This is a genomic window from Flavihumibacter sp. UBA7668, assembly GCF_002483205.1.
Taxonomy (GTDB): domain Bacteria; phylum Bacteroidota; class Bacteroidia; order Chitinophagales; family Chitinophagaceae; genus Flavihumibacter.
Window position 1 is genome coordinate 911,710 of sequence record NZ_DLHM01000007.1, and the last position, 14,321, is coordinate 926,030.

Consider the following 14,321-nt stretch of genomic DNA (forward strand, 5'->3'; position numbering starts at 1 on the left):
AAAATCGACATAAAATGCCCTGATGTTGAATCAGGGCGTTTTTTTAGAGTGGACGGTTTTTGTTTAATAATGATGAATGCAGCAGAGTGAAACAGTTCAACCCGGAAAGGAAAATGGTGTAATGGCGCGGTTGCGTGATTACCTCTTGCTGATAAAGTTCTCTTTGACAACAATGGTGGTGTTCTCAGCGGTAATAAGTTACCTGCTGGCACCAAAAATTGTGGAGTATGATTGGGCAATGATCTCGCTGCTGTTTCTGGCAGGAATGCTGGTAACCGGAAGCGCCAATACCATTAATCAGGTAGTGGAAAAAGATACGGATGCCCTGATGAAACGGACAGCGAACCGGCCAATTGCATCGGGTCGTATGTCGGTTACGGAAGGTTGGGCTTTTGCCTTGATTAGTGGATTGCTGGGGGTTTTTCTCCTCTGGTATTATTTCAATGGCTTATCCGCTGGTCTGGCTGCATTTAGTCTCTTTCTGTATGCGTTCATTTATACACCGCTGAAGAAAGTGAATTCCATTTCCGTTCTGGTAGGAGCATTTCCGGGAGGATTGCCCTGTCTGATTGGCTTTGCTGCCGGAAATGATACGATTTTCTTTGGGGAGCATGAATGGCGCGATTTGGGTGGATGGGCGCTCTTTGCAATTCAGTTTTTCTGGCAATTCCCCCATTTTTGGGCCATTGCCTGGATATCGCACAAGGATTATGAAGCTGCAGGTTTCAGGATGTTGCCATCCGAAAAAGGGCCAACTAAATATTCGGCTATTCAGTCGATTGTTTATTCGGTCCTGCTGATTCCGGTTGGCTTAGGTCCCTATTTTATCGGATTGACCGGCTGGGTAAGTTTGCTGATTCTGCTGGTTTGTAATATTGGAATGGTGGCATTGAGTGTGCGATTATATACAAAAATGGAGAAATCAGCTGCCAGAGGAGTGATGTTTGGAAGTTATGTGTATCTGATGGTAGTGTTTCTGGCACTGGTGGCGGATAAGGTTTAGGAAAAGGAGACAAAGGAGACAAAGGGAGTGTTTAAAAATATTGTGTATGGGGGTAGAAGCTATGGAGCAGAGAAAACGAATACATCCTAACAAGTTCACGATGTGGGTGGCGATTGCGAGCATTACCATGATGTTTGCAGGATTGACAAGTGCCTATATCGTGAAAAGGAGCCAGCCCAGCTGGACCAGTTTTGAAATGCCGGTTATTTTCTGGTATTCAACCGGGGTGATGTTATTGAGCAGTTTGGCCATCCATTTTTCACTGAGGGCCTTTCGGGAACGGAACCGGGTGAAGTACCGACAACTGATTACACTGACTGCTATCCTGGGTTTGGTTTTTGTAGTATTGCAGTGGATCGGATTTAAGCAGATCTGGGCAACCGGTATTCAGTTTTCAGGCGCAGGTGGGGGTCAATTTCTCTATATTATTGCCGGATTACATGGATTGCACGTGATTGGAGGAGTAATTGCACTTATAATCCTTTTTTTTAAGGCCTATAGCACGCGATTCCGAAATTATAATCCGGTACCGGTGGAAGTGATGAGTACGTATTGGCATTTTGTTGATCTGTTATGGATCTACCTGATGGTATTTTTTATGTTATTACAATAGTTAATTCCGTATATCCAATTAAATTTGCGAACCAATCTTTAAACACTGAACATGGCACAAGCAGTACCTGCAGAACAAAAATGGTGGAGTGGCGGTAAAAGTCCCTTCAACGTCGAGTACGGTAAACTGATGATGTGGTATTTCCTGATGAGTGATGCGTTCACCTTTGGTGCGTTTCTGATCTCTTATGGCACCATCCGTTTCGCCACAAATTCCTGGCCCGACCCCAACGAAGTATTCCAGTCCTTTCCCGGTTTGGGAAACGGTCTTCCGCTCATGTTTGTGAGTTTGATGACGTTTATCCTGATTATCAGTTCTGTAACCATGGTTCTGGCGGTTCAGGCCGGCCATGCGATGGATAAAAAGTCGGTAGTTCGTAACCTGGTACTTACCATTATCGGCGGTATTGCCTTCTTAAGCTGTCAGGCCTGGGAATGGGCACACCTGCACCATGAAGGTGCCTGGTGGGGCAGCAATCCTTTTCTGAATATAGATGGAACAAAAGCAACTACCAACTTTACCAACTTCTTCTTTACCATTACCGGTTTCCATGGCTTCCACGTTTTCAGTGGAGTGGTTATTAATATCATTATGCTGATCATGACCCTCAATAATGTATTTGAGCGGAAAGGTCATTACCTGATGATTGAGAAAGCCGGTTTATATTGGCACTTTGTAGACCTGGTATGGGTATTCGTATTTACCGTATTTTATCTCGTTTAACCAATTAAGAAGTTACTATGCATCAAGACGATAATACCGAAATAACCTTCCATCATGAATATGACCGGGAGGCGAGTAAAAAAGAAGTAATCAAAATAACTGTTATTCTATCCGTAATTACACTGGTAGAATTAGCACTTGGTTTTTGGATGTATTTGTCTCATGGCAACCTTGGTTCCTTCATGATTACCCTGATTAAAGGAGTGATCCTGATCCTCATGCTGGCCAAAGCCTTTTATATCGTAGCTTATTTCATGCACCTTAAGCATGAACTGAAGAATATGATTATGACCATTGTGGTTCCTCTCCTGCTTTTTGTATGGTTCATCATTGCCTTTCTGTATGAAGGGAATTCCTACAAAAACCTGAAGAACACCTATGATCCTTATCATAAAGAACAGAGTGAAATCAAGGTGGAGAAAAAAGAACAGGGTAGTAAAGAACATGATCCACAAGCTCATTAACTTATATAAACCAATATTATGTGAACCATCCGCCATTGCGGATGGTTTTTATTATCAATACTATTTGATTTGAATAAGACAGCATTAGCAGGGGTTTTTATGGCAGTAGTGATACCGGTGATCTGCTATTTCATTGTAAATTATTACAGTAAAGACGCGGTCGATATGCCGCGCCGGTATTATGTAGATACGGTACTTACCAAAATAGATGGCGGAAAAGAGTTCACTGATACGGTTTGGCATAAAGCCGCCAATTTCACCCTTACCAATCAACTGGGAAAAGAAGTTAGTCTGGATGATATTCAGGGCAAAGTAATTGTGGCGAATTTCTTCTTTACCCGTTGCCCATCTATTTGTCCCACGCTCACCATGAATATGAAGCGGTTGCAGAATACCCTCAAACTGAAAGATGTAACCCGGAAGATCGATACCACTTTTGTTCAGTTTCTTTCATTCAGCGTAGACCCTCAGCGGGATTCAGCCACCCAGTTGAAAAAATATGCCGACCGATACGGCGTAAATCATGATGTCTGGTGGATGCTGACCGGAGATAAAAAAACCATTTATGATTTCGCTTTGAATGAAGTGAAATTATCCGCTATAGACGGAGAGGGTGTGGATTCCAATTTTATTCATACGGAAAAATTTGTATTGCTCGATCGTGATCGGGTGGTTCGCGGTTATTACAATGGGCTGGACAGCATGGCCATGGCCGATTTGGCTGGTGATATCGTAAAGATTTTCATCGAGAAGGATAAAAAGAAAAAACGCAATCTGTTCCGTAAATAAGCTGTTATGTTGAGTGCGATCATTAAGAAAAACGATAAACAGGCAAAGATTCTGATCGGTGTAGTTTCCTTTGTTGTATTTGTTGCCGTAGTGATTTTATCAAGGGTAAAACTGGACCTGGAGCCGGGCTTTGATGTACATATTTTTGCCAGAATCAATGCCGTGCTAAATAGCGCAGTAGCTGTCTTATTGGTGGCTGCACTGGTTGCCGTAAAACAGAAAAAGTTTGAACTGCATAAGCGACTGATGTTTGTGGCAATAGTACTATCAGCTCTTTTTTTGATTTCCTATATTGCCCACCATCTGTTGGCGGATAGTACCTCACATGGAGGTGAAGGGTTGGTACATACCATCTATCTCATCATACTTATTACCCATATTTTTTTAGCGGCGATTATATTACCCTTTATCCTCTTCACTGCTTACAGGGCACTAATTGCGGAATGGCCTGCACATAAAAAAATTGCCCGGATCACCTGGCCTATCTGGTTTTATGTGGCGGTAACAGGCGTTATTGTTTATCTGATGATCAGCCCTTATTATTCCTGACAGAAAGGATAAATTAGCAGTATGAGTAAAGCAACGGCCCCTTCAATTTTTCGTGATCTTCAATACCTGTATAAAATACTGTTGTATGTATTGGTGGTAGCGATGCTGCTCTCCTTTCTGCTGGTTCAATTTAATATACTGGAACCCATGGTAGGCGTGGCAACGGATCGGATGTTGCAGGTGATTGCTGTACTGTATTGTTTCGCTGCTGTTTTTGTGGGACTTCAATTGTTTCGTCGCAAACTGGAACGAATCAGGGTAGACAGTCAGACTCCAAGAGAAAAACTCAATCAGTACAAGTCGGCTTCCCTGCTGCAATGGTCGCTGATGGAGTCCGCAGCTATATTCAGTATTCTTTGTTATCTGCTTACCGGCAACTGGGCTTTTCTTGCCCTTGCCTTTACGCTGCTGGTATTATTTGGCGGATTAAATCCCTTTAAGCATAAGGTGATGATTCAGCTAAGACTCAGTGAACAGGATGTGGCAGGGCTTTAATGCTTAAAGCTCTTCGGCCGGATCCCAAAAGACCTGATCAAAGTTTTGTACAGTATCATTTTTTACGATTATTCCCTCTTTCTCCAATAATTCCTGCATGCGGGTTGGTGTGGCAAAATGGGCTTTTCCTGATAGCTGTCCATTTCGGTTAACTACCCGTTGGGCAGGCAGGTTTCGGGTGGAGAGAAAGGATCCATTGAGTGCCCATCCCACCATGCGGGCCGATAATCCACTACCTAAACAGCGGGCGATGGCGCCATAACTGGTTACTTTCCCTTTCGGGATTTGTTCCACGATAGCATAGACCTGTTCGAAAAAAGACGCAGAAGCCTTACCCGACGGGTCGACTGCCTTTAGCTTACCGGCATTGGTTTTACTGCTTTTTTTGGGACTAGGTATTTTCTTCCTGGGACTTGCCATGGTTTTTATTTCCTGCTAAAAGGAGCTGCGTCCTGCGAGGTTCCGGAACATTAATATACTCAAAAGGACAATGCAGGCAGCCATTGCCGCAGCAGAATCCTTTTTCCAGGTGGTATTTCTCAGTTAGTACAACAAATCCGGATTCGTTGTAATAGAAATCATCGCCCTCAATCAGTTGCTTTTTCATATTGAAATACCAGTTCGTGCAGCTTTTCGTCGTGGTCTGGAAGCGGGGCTTCAGGCAGTCGAAAAGACAGGTAGTGAATACGGTTACTTTGGGCTATATCCAGTCCTTCGTAATAGGTTTTGATGGCCAGTTCCGGACTGATTACAGGTTCCTGGTAAAGGTGCTCTATTTTTTTAACAAGTTCCAATCCATAGAGTTCGATTACCCATAAGGTAAATTGAAAGAGAACGGGGGAATCGGTTTTTAAATGGATAATTCCCCCTGGTTGGAGAAACTGCTGGTATTTCCGTAGAAATTTAGGATGGGTAAGACGTTTGCTGTTTCTGGATCTTCGCAGCTGCGGATCGGGGAAGGTGATCCAGATGGAATGGACTTCACCGGCTGCGAAATAGTCATTGATCTGATCGATTTTGGTACGGAGAAAAGCGGCATTTGTTTGGTTGTTTTCCAGGCATTTTTTGGCACCGATATAAATCCGGTTACCTTTTACATCTACTCCAATAAAGTTCTGTTCGGGGTAAAGTGCGGATAAGCCGACTGTATATTCACCCTTTCCACAAGCCAGTTCGAGGGTGATAGGGTTCCTGTTTCCGAACTGATCTTTCCATTTTCCAGGCATTCCTTCCGGGTACTGAAATACGTTGGAAAAACCTTTAATTGCCTCGAATCGGATGAGTTTTTTTTGTCCCATGGCGGCAAAGATAAAGGGAAGGGGAGACAAAGGAGGAAAGGGAGAAAGAGGGGACAAAGGAGGAAAGGGAGAAAGAGGGGACAAAGGAGGAAAGGGAGAAAGGGGAGATAAAGGAGGAAAAGGAGAAAGGGGAGGCTGGTTAACGGAGAGCAAATGGTACTTTTGGATATATTAAAATATAGTTGGACATGAAAAAGGCAGTTGTACTTGTATTGCTTTTAACGGTATCGCTAAGCCGGTTAACAGCTCAAACAAAAATTGAGAATGTAATTCTTATTACTACGGATGGGTTAAGATGGCAGGAGGTGTTTCAGGGGATGGATCCTGTATTGGCAAATGACCGTGCCTTTAATCAGGGTGATAGTGCGGGTATCTATAAAGCCTTTTGGGCAGAAGATGCAGCAACAAGAAGAGCAAAACTATTGCCATTTTTTTGGTCTACTATTTCGAAAACTGGTCAGTTGTATGGGAATCGGGCTTTTGGAAATAAGGTAAACAATGCCAATCCACATTGGTTTTCTTATCCGGGATACAGTGAGCTGATTACCGGTTTTGGTGATGAAAAAATCAACTCCAATGAATACCCTCCAAATCCACATGTGACAGTATTGGAGTTTTTGCACAAACAGCCGGCATATAAAAATAAAATTGCTGTTTTTGGTGCCTGGGATGCATTCGATCGCATCGTAAATGAAGAGCGTTCAGGCATTCCTGTTATTAGTGCGTTTGATCCGGTGGGAGGAAAGAATCCCACGGCAAATGAACGATTGATCAATCAGTTGCAGAAGGATGTTTTCAAACCCTGGGATAATCATGAATGCCTGGATGTTTTTACTCATTATGCGGCCATGGAAAACCTGAAAGTCCGCAAGCCAAAAGTTATGCAAATCTCCTATGGCGAAACGGATGAATGGGCACATGCCGGCATGTATAAAAATTATTTGAATGCTGCCCATCAGTTGGATAAGTGGATAGGAGATATATGGGCATTTGTTCAATCAGATCCTCAGTATAAAAACAAGACAGCTATTTTAATAACAACGGATCATGGCAGGGGTGATAAAGTGAAAGAGGAATGGAAGCACCATGGAAGTAAAATAGAGGGTGCAGATGAAATCTGGATAGCTGTTTTGGCACCTGGTATTGAGGCAAAAGGAGAAGTGAAAGTTCCCATGCAATTGCAACAGCAACAGGTAGCGCAAACACTGGCCCGGTTCCTGGGTCAAAAATATACCGCTGATCACCCAATAGCACCTGAATTGAAAGAGATCTGGACTAAATAATCAGCGCTTAAGATAATTCAGGGAGTGGATATCAATAGTAAGTTCTGCGCCATTGGCTTCTCTGCGCTGAATGGTAGAGGAGCCGTTCACCATAATCAGTAATCCGGATGAAGGGTGAAGAAAATGAGCAAAGACCTTAAGGGGTCTCTGCTCATTTTTATATATAAAGAGATCGTCCTGCACCCAGCCCTGCAGGTTTTGTGTGCCCTGCAGGCGAAGATGTTGAATAATGGTGCGAAGGATCTGATCAGAAGAGTTGACATCTGCTTCTTTGATCGTACCCAGTTTGCACTTAAGCAATGTGGTGAGTAAATTATGGTTTTGATTTGTTCTCATAGCAGTGAATCATGTTTAGTTGCCGGCTTCTTTCTTAGCAGATTCTACCATCTTTTCATTTGCATAGATGGCAAATTCTACCCGTCTGTTTTTGGCTTTATTTTCATCCGAAGTATTGTCGAATTTGGGTTGATCTTCACCATACCAGGCGGTACGAATCCGGTTCCCTGCAATACTTTGCTGGGTTAAAAATGCTGCAACGGATTGTGCTCTTCTTTTTGACAGACGATCATTATAGGAATGTGATCCCTGATCATCGGTATGGCCTTCGATAAGAATATAGGTATCGGGATATTTCTTCAGGATACCAGCCAGTTCAGCAATTCTTCCGGATGCTGTGGAACTGAGATTGGATTGATCAAATCCGAAAAGCACACCGGAATCGAAGGTTACATTAATCCCTTCACCAACCCGCTTTACTTCTGCTCCGGGTATATTATCAATTTCTTCAGCCTGTTTATCCATTTTTCTTCCAATGATGCCGCCGGTAACACCGCCAACTGCGGCTCCGATAATGGCACCTACTGCTGTGTTGCCTGCAGCTTTTCCTACTCCGGCACCAAGTACAGCACCTCCGGCGGATCCAATTACAACGCCCTTTTGAGTTTTATTCATTGATTTGCATCCGATACTTCCTGCACTTAGTAAGGCAACTGAAAGAGCTGCCCAGGCAGTTTGAGTTAATTTATTTCCTATTCTCTGATTCATATGATTTAATATAACGGTTAATAAAAAACGATTTATTGAACTTTGCCAATCCCAAAGGTTACACCAACATTGATACCGATATTTCGGTTGCGTTGCTCGATATTGGGATTTTCGATCACATCACTGAATCCATGATAATACGTAAGATCTGCATTTAGCCAGGTGCGATCTACAAGGCGATAATTAAAACCTGCACTGGCAGCCAGGCCGATATCTATTGATTTCGCAAATTCGGATGCTTTTGTTTCAACCGTTGTTTTTGTATCGCCTGAAATGGTAGTGGCTTTGTTATTTCCTCCGATCAGAAAGCCTATGGATGGTCCGGCTGTAAGTTTCGGGCGAAATGAATTTCCTCTTTCACCAAAAAAATACATGGCTTTTAGCGGAATGCGCAGGTAATCAAGCCGGGTGGTATTGGTAAAATTTGTTGTGGAAGTTTTTCCCCCTTCAATGGACCATTTGAGGTCGGCACCAAATCCCCAATTGGATTCTGTACTATATACAAGGGTTAAACCAAGGTTTCCTGCGGGCTGATAACGTGCATTTGTTGAATTAGAAAGCCAGGTATGGCCGAAACCTGCTGTTCCACCAAGCGATAAATTGTCCTGTGCAAGTGCTGAGCTGCCGATGGTAAGAGCAGCCAGGGTTGTGCGGATTATCTTTTTCATGCGTCTTTTGTTTGAAGGGAATGGGAAAAAAATGATGCCAAGAAGAAGTGAAAGGTGAAAGGTGAGAGATGAAAGGGGAGGGGTGTCTGAAAAGGGTTAAGGTTCAGTATTCATAGCTTTAACTCAGTAGCATGAACCGTTTATTAACCGTCTATCTACCGTTCATCTACCGTTCACGAACCGTTATAAAACGGTAAATGAACGGTAGATGAACGGTTCAATAACGGTAGATGAACGGTAGATGGCTTTACTTTAGAGCCGAGATAACACTTCTTAAGCTGAAGAAGCAGGTTGATTTGGAAGTGGGAAGTGGGAAGTGGGAAGTGGGAAGTGAAAGGTGAAAAAAAAGCCCCTCAGTGAACGGAGGGGCTACCTAACAGCTGTAAACACACACATGAGAAAAACTTGTGTGTACCAATGGCATGCAATCGAAACCGATGCGGCGGTACAAATCCTGCTGTTAAACGCAGGATTAAAAAAATGCTGTAGGGGGAGGAGTCGAACCTCCACGGGGCAGTTAGCCGTAGTACAATGCTTAGTGGTCAACCCTGGTCGGCTTTATTACGGTCCAGTTTGCACTGAACAGCAATACCAGTCGGCTCTATGCTACGTTTATCCTGGATTCCCCACCCTCGAGACGAGAGGGCATGTCTGCCAAAGATTTCATCACCCCACAGTATAAAGAGCAAGTTTAATTCGGTGCTTTTAAATAACAACCTAAATTAAGCTGGCTGTAGGAGGAGGAGTCGAACCTCCACGGGGCAGTTAGTGAGTTTGCACTCCTTTATCCTGGATTCCCCACCCCCGAGACAAGGGGGCATGTCTGCCGAAAATTTCATCATCCCACAGTATGTTCTAAGAACTTCGATAATGCAAACATACAGAAAACGGCCTGTTTGTTGCAAATATTTCAAACAAAATTTGAAATTTATCGAAAATGTTCAAAAAATACTATATTGCAATAGAAAACGTCAAAAATAAGATTCCAAAATGGCAGGTAAATTGAATTTAGACAAACTGGATTATCAAATCATCCAGGATATGATGGAAAATGCCGAAACATCGTATGCTGATTTGGGTAAAAAGCTATTTGTTTCCGGTGGCACTATCCATGTGCGGATTAAAAAACTGCAGGAGATGGGTATTGTTAAAGGTAGTCGTCTTAATGTTGATTTGAAACTATTAGGCTATGATGTTATCGCATTTATTGGCATTTATCTTGAAAAAAGTTCCTTATACGACAATGTTGCCAAGGAATTGAGTAAGATCCCGGAAATTGTGCGTATGAATTATACAACCGGAAATTATAGTATTCTGGCTGAAATAATCTGCAAAGACATCAATCACCTTAGAATTGTATTGCATGATCAATTGCAGAAAATTAAGGGAATTGAACGTACGGAAACCTTTATTTCGTTGGATGAGACCCTGAATCGGAATGTGGAAGTAAGAATCTGAGGAAGTAGGAAGTCGGAAGTCGGAAGTCGGAAGTCGGAAGTCGGAAGTGGGAAGTGGGAAGTGGGGTGACAAGTTTTCACATTTCACGTTTCACAATCCATCTTTCACGCTTCACCTTTCACCTTTCACTTCTTTTTGGTTTATCTTTAGACTAAACGTATAATTTACACATTACATGAAAGCTTTTATTGCGAACCTACTGCTTGCCTCACTAACTGCTGTTGTACTGCTGCCTTCCTGCGGTGGTGGTGGAGATGATCCGCAGCCCGCTGAAGAAAATCTGGTGATCACTACCACGCCTGTATTAAATGGTCAGCAGGAAGCGGTGGCACCCGGACCTAATTTCCCGCTTACCGTAACAGTTACTTCCAAAATGCCTCCTCAGGGAGTGCGAATTGAAGTGACTGCAAGGCCTGATGGAAATGGGACCACAGCTTTTTTCACAGCCAATCAAACTACCTCTAATGCTACTACTACGCTAAGTATCACCAACACTCCTCAATTAACCGTTTCAAGGGTAACTGTTACCGTTACTTCCTTGTCGAAGCCGAGTAATACGAAAACGGGATTTTATCTATATTCAAGAAAGTGAAAGGTGAAAGGTGAAAGGTGAAAGGTGGGTTGTGAAAGGTGAAAGGTGAATGGTGAAAGGTGAAAGGTGAATGGCTAGGAGCGGACGTCGAGGGCATCGCGGATGCCATTGCCGATCAGGTTGAATGCCAGAACCAGTAACATAATTGCAAAACCCGGTGCCAATGCAAGCATCGGGTTATTTGTTATAATGAAATTATAGTTTTCCTTGATCATACCTCCCCAACTGGGTTGTGGAGGCTGAACGCCGACTCCCAGAAAACTGAGTCCGGCTTCCACCACAATTGCAGATGCAAAATTGGCTGCAGCCACCACCAGTACCGGTCCCATTATATTGGGCAATATATGTTTGACCATAATCCGCCAATCACGATACCCCAATGCTTTCGCTGCTTCAACATACTCCAGATTCCTTACTGCAATTAATTGTCCGCGTACCAATCTTGCAACATTTACCCACATGGTGAGTCCGACTGCAATAAAAACCTGCCAGAAACCTTTACCTAATAAGAGTGTTATGGCAAATACCAGTAATAAGGTGGGAATACTCCAGATTACATTTATAAACCACATAATCAATGCATCCAGTTTGCCACCATAATAACCAGCCAGTGTTCCCAGCAAAAGCCCAATTGTAAGGGATAAAATCATCGCAATTCCTCCAACCATTAAACTGATTCGGGTACCAATTATTAACCTGCTTAGAATATCGCGTCCAAATTTGTCCGTTCCTAAAAGAAAGCGTTGCTGTTTAATATAACTGTTACGCCCGATCGAATTGTTTTCAGATTTCAATGCCACCTGCGGGGAGTCGGGTGGCCGAATTCCGGTTTGGAATGAATGTAAAGCCGATAGCAGGAACGTCCGTTCTTCATATAAACCATCATCAATAAATTGTTGAACATAGAGGGTGTCACCTTGTTGATGAAAATCGCCAATTGGCAGATAGGAGTAGCTATCCGGCTGTCCGTTCAGTGTTCTTTCCCACCAGGAAACGGAAGCGGGCCGTGGCGATTTTGGAATCAGCAGGAATTGTTGGGTAAAGCCGGGAGAGCGACTTGCAATTTCAACAATCATCCGATTGGCATCCGGACTGCTATCCGGACTTATCCAATACCCGGTTATTGCCAACAGGAAGGCAATAACTGAAATACAACCACCTATCAACGAAGAAGGCTGGCGGATTAATTTCAACCAGGTGGAAGACGGTTTGTCGAATTGAGACATGGGTTAAAAGTAAGCAATTAACGAACTTTTCTTCCTTTCCAATTATAGCTTCCGAATTGTCCGAATGCTCCGGCTGCAACCGTATAAAGAATATGAAGGGGTTGAAAAAGCGGAAAAACAGCTGCGAGGCGGGAGTAACCGAAAAATGAAGCCACTGTCAACATAAACGGCCATTCCACCAGCGCTTTTAACAGGATTAATCCAAGTGAAAGCAGCAGCCACCCAGGAAAGAAAAAACTGAAAATAAAAAAGAACAATAAACTGAGGTTCAGGAAATAGACCAACAATAAAATCCACTGAATGGACAACTCTTTATAACTGGTGGCTTTACTTGCCCATCGGATTCGTTGTTGCAGGAATGATTTAATATCCGGCATGGCATTCGTTTCCACAATTGCACGGGTGGATTTGAGGTAACTGATTTTACCGGGAAATCGATTGGAGATTTTTTGCATGAGCAGCATATCATCTCCGGAAGCAATATGATCTATACCTTCAAATCCATTCACAGCTATAAATGCCTCTTTTGTATAGGAAAGATTTGCGCCATTACACATGGCATGTAAGTTCCTGAAAAGAGAGGCGCCGGTTATTCCCTGCAGGCTGATAAAATCAAGCGATTGAAATCTATTCAACCAGGAATTCTCCGGCTTTATTTTTACTGGTCCGGCTATAAAAACAGCACCTGTTCTTTGTTGCAGGTTTACATGTTGTAAAATCCAGTCTGGGGGGAGAACACAATCGGCATCGGTTGTTAGCAGAAGTTGACCGGAGGAATGTGCAATCCCGCTTTCAATAGCTTTTTTCTTATAGGAATTGAGTGGTTGATGCGGCAACAGTTCTGCAAGTTGAATGAGTTGAATTCCAAAGGGAGAAAATTCCTTCACAATAGCTGCTGTTTCGTCGTTTGAATAATCATCAATTACGATACATTCTCTTAGATGCGGCGGGTAATTCTGATGGAGATAAGAATTCAATACTGATCTGATTGTTGCAGCCTCGTTACGAGCCGGGATTAAAACTGAAACCATTGTTTCGGGTTGAAATTCAGCGGGAACACCAGGTTCTTCCGGCATGGCTTTCCAGTTACGATGATAATATTGTATCAGCCAGGCATAAGCGAAGACCAACAGGAATAGTATAATAGCGAAAACAGTCATATAGAAAGATTCGGTGCCGGTTGTACAGGATTTTTAAGTGCAGCGGCAATATTAGGTGCAATTGAGGGATCAAGCAAACGATGCCCGCATTTAAAAATTTTCGTTTCGGATTGTTCTGGCAGCTTGGTTTGAATCCATTTTCCATGCGCTGCCGGAATAATCCGGTCGAATTCACCGAAATACTGACGTATTGTAATTTTATGTTTTACCAACGCTTTCCTTAGCTGCTGCTTATCTGTTTTGAATAGGCGATAGAATGTCCATCGATTGTAGAGATCTGTCCTGCTTTTTTCTTTTTCAAGGAATTGGAGTGCGAATTTGTGGATAGCCGGATGCAGGATCCGAAGGAAACGGGCGATTTTCATGGACTTTAGAAACCAGGCTGGTTGAGTCATGGTTGATTTGAAAAGGCGATTGCCAAGTTTTGTTTGGGTAGCCAGCCAGTACCAGGGGTTTTTATGGTAGCCATCAGAAGCAAAGAGCCAGAGTTCATGGATGGAAGCCGGATCCATTTGCACAAGGCAACTGACCAGGCGGCCACCCATGCTATATCCGGCGAGTATCAGGGCATTGATACCATGAATCTTCCTGAATTCTTGAACCAGATCCAGCAAATCAGCGGGATGCAAAGCCTGCTTCAGATGCCAGTTGGTTTGTCCGTGTAGCGGTAAATCGGGGCAAATAAAGCGATATTCTTTATCCAGTTCGGAAGCCAGCGCACGAAAAACCGATCCTGTTTCACCATAGCCATGAAGCGCCAGTACCCATTTATGCCCGGAACCAAAAATCCGGTAATAAATTTCCTGCCCTTTGAAGGGTAGGACAAATGGTTGATTGAGATATGACATGAGCGCTTACAAACCTGGTTTAATCCCCGTAATTTAAAGGATTTTAATCCCCATTTTAATCCCATTTAATTATAGGGTTATATTCTCCATTTTACCCTCACCCTTTTC

Annotated in this window: 20 protein-coding genes; 11 read left to right on the plus strand and 9 right to left on the minus strand. The window is 43.2% G+C overall.

Annotated features, from left to right (window positions below):
* The first annotated feature begins 76 nt into the window (after positions 1-76).
* From cyoE to B2746_RS21350, 7 genes are all read left to right on the plus strand, one after another.
* Positions 77-1,003 carry a heme o synthase gene (gene cyoE / locus B2746_RS21320; protein WP_290798795.1) on the plus strand — a complete coding sequence of 309 codons (927 nt, stop codon included), beginning with the start codon at positions 77-79 and terminating at the stop codon, positions 1,001-1,003.
* A 46-nt stretch (positions 1,004-1,049) separates the two neighbouring features.
* A complete protein-coding gene (locus B2746_RS21325; protein ID WP_290798798.1) occupies positions 1,050-1,616 on the plus strand; it encodes a cytochrome c oxidase subunit 3 in 567 nt (188 codons plus the stop codon).
* 51 nt (positions 1,617-1,667) lie between these two features.
* Entirely contained in the window at positions 1,668-2,339 is a 672-nt protein-coding gene (locus tag B2746_RS21330) for a cytochrome c oxidase subunit 3 (RefSeq protein WP_290798800.1), read from the plus strand.
* Positions 2,340-2,356: 17 nt separating this feature from the next.
* Complete coding sequence (locus tag B2746_RS21335) at positions 2,357-2,803, plus strand: cytochrome C oxidase subunit IV family protein (RefSeq protein ID WP_290798803.1); 447 nt, start codon at positions 2,357-2,359, stop codon at positions 2,801-2,803.
* Between the two features lie 99 nt (positions 2,804-2,902).
* Positions 2,903-3,592: an SCO family protein gene (locus B2746_RS21340; RefSeq protein ID WP_290798806.1), complete on the plus strand. Its 690-nt coding sequence runs from the start codon at positions 2,903-2,905 to the stop codon at positions 3,590-3,592.
* A 6-nt stretch (positions 3,593-3,598) separates the two neighbouring features.
* Positions 3,599-4,141, plus strand: a complete 543-nt coding sequence (locus B2746_RS21345; RefSeq protein ID WP_290798809.1) for a DUF420 domain-containing protein — start codon at positions 3,599-3,601, stop codon at positions 4,139-4,141.
* Positions 4,142-4,162: 21 nt separating this feature from the next.
* The gene (locus tag B2746_RS21350) at positions 4,163-4,636 is read left to right on the plus strand and encodes a hypothetical protein (RefSeq protein ID WP_290798812.1); all 474 of its coding nucleotides are present in this window, start codon (positions 4,163-4,165) and stop codon (positions 4,634-4,636) included.
* A 3-nt stretch (positions 4,637-4,639) separates the two neighbouring features.
* Here B2746_RS21350 and B2746_RS21355 read toward each other — a convergent pair whose 3' ends face one another.
* The 3 genes from B2746_RS21355 to trmB are packed head-to-tail and all read right to left on the minus strand — an operon-like array spanning position 4,640 to position 5,934.
* Positions 4,640-5,056 carry an MGMT family protein gene (locus B2746_RS21355; RefSeq protein WP_290798847.1) on the minus strand — a complete coding sequence of 139 codons (417 nt, stop codon included), beginning with the start codon at positions 5,054-5,056 and terminating at the stop codon, positions 4,640-4,642.
* Positions 5,028-5,243 (minus strand): DUF5522 domain-containing protein, encoded by a 216-nt coding sequence (locus tag B2746_RS21360; protein WP_290798850.1) that lies wholly within the window; start codon positions 5,241-5,243, stop codon positions 5,028-5,030. The genes B2746_RS21355 and B2746_RS21360 overlap by 29 nt, the downstream gene beginning before the upstream one ends.
* On the minus strand, positions 5,224-5,934 hold the full coding sequence (gene trmB, locus B2746_RS21365; protein WP_290798853.1) for a tRNA (guanosine(46)-N7)-methyltransferase TrmB: 711 nt from the start codon (positions 5,932-5,934) through the stop codon (positions 5,224-5,226). The genes B2746_RS21360 and trmB overlap by 20 nt, the downstream gene beginning before the upstream one ends.
* Here trmB and B2746_RS21370 point away from each other — a divergent pair.
* Both B2746_RS21370 and B2746_RS21375 read left to right on the plus strand, forming a co-directional pair.
* Positions 5,933-6,109: a hypothetical protein gene (locus B2746_RS21370; RefSeq protein WP_290798856.1), complete on the plus strand. Its 177-nt coding sequence runs from the start codon at positions 5,933-5,935 to the stop codon at positions 6,107-6,109. The genes trmB and B2746_RS21370 overlap by 2 nt on opposite strands.
* A gap of 13 nt (positions 6,110-6,122) precedes the next feature.
* On the plus strand, positions 6,123-7,217 hold the full coding sequence (locus tag B2746_RS21375; RefSeq protein WP_290798861.1) for an alkaline phosphatase family protein: 1,095 nt from the start codon (positions 6,123-6,125) through the stop codon (positions 7,215-7,217).
* On the opposite strand, the gene B2746_RS21380 is transcribed toward B2746_RS21375, so the two are convergent.
* From B2746_RS21380 to B2746_RS21390, 3 genes are read right to left on the minus strand one after another with little or no spacing between them, the layout of a single operon-like run.
* Positions 7,218-7,553, minus strand: coding sequence for a hypothetical protein (locus tag B2746_RS21380; RefSeq protein WP_290798864.1), 336 nt, complete (start codon positions 7,551-7,553; stop codon positions 7,218-7,220). It abuts the gene before it with no gap.
* A 15-nt stretch (positions 7,554-7,568) separates the two neighbouring features.
* Positions 7,569-8,261: an OmpA family protein gene (locus tag B2746_RS21385; protein ID WP_290798867.1), complete on the minus strand. Its 693-nt coding sequence runs from the start codon at positions 8,259-8,261 to the stop codon at positions 7,569-7,571.
* A gap of 32 nt (positions 8,262-8,293) precedes the next feature.
* The gene (locus tag B2746_RS21390; protein ID WP_290798870.1) at positions 8,294-8,929 is read right to left on the minus strand and encodes a porin family protein; all 636 of its coding nucleotides are present in this window, start codon (positions 8,927-8,929) and stop codon (positions 8,294-8,296) included.
* Positions 8,930-9,919: 990 nt separating this feature from the next.
* On the opposite strand from B2746_RS21390, the gene B2746_RS21395 reads away from it, so the two are divergent.
* Both B2746_RS21395 and B2746_RS21400 read left to right on the plus strand, forming a co-directional pair.
* Complete coding sequence (locus B2746_RS21395; protein ID WP_290798872.1) at positions 9,920-10,387, plus strand: Lrp/AsnC ligand binding domain-containing protein; 468 nt, start codon at positions 9,920-9,922, stop codon at positions 10,385-10,387.
* Between the two features lie 175 nt (positions 10,388-10,562).
* Positions 10,563-10,979, plus strand: a complete 417-nt coding sequence (locus tag B2746_RS21400) for a hypothetical protein (protein ID WP_290798875.1) — start codon at positions 10,563-10,565, stop codon at positions 10,977-10,979.
* 74 nt (positions 10,980-11,053) lie between these two features.
* Here B2746_RS21400 and B2746_RS21405 read toward each other — a convergent pair whose 3' ends face one another.
* Genes B2746_RS21405 through B2746_RS21415 form a run of 3 tightly spaced genes read right to left on the minus strand, consistent with a single transcriptional unit; the run spans position 11,054 to position 14,213 of the window.
* Positions 11,054-12,205, minus strand: a complete 1,152-nt coding sequence (locus B2746_RS21405; RefSeq protein ID WP_290798878.1) for an ABC transporter permease — start codon at positions 12,203-12,205, stop codon at positions 11,054-11,056.
* Between the two features lie 17 nt (positions 12,206-12,222).
* Positions 12,223-13,365 carry a glycosyltransferase gene (locus tag B2746_RS21410; protein WP_290798880.1) on the minus strand — a complete coding sequence of 381 codons (1,143 nt, stop codon included), beginning with the start codon at positions 13,363-13,365 and terminating at the stop codon, positions 12,223-12,225.
* Positions 13,362-14,213, minus strand: a complete 852-nt coding sequence (locus B2746_RS21415; protein ID WP_290798882.1) for an alpha/beta hydrolase — start codon at positions 14,211-14,213, stop codon at positions 13,362-13,364. The genes B2746_RS21410 and B2746_RS21415 overlap by 4 nt, the downstream gene beginning before the upstream one ends.
* Positions 14,214-14,321: the final 108 nt, after the last annotated feature.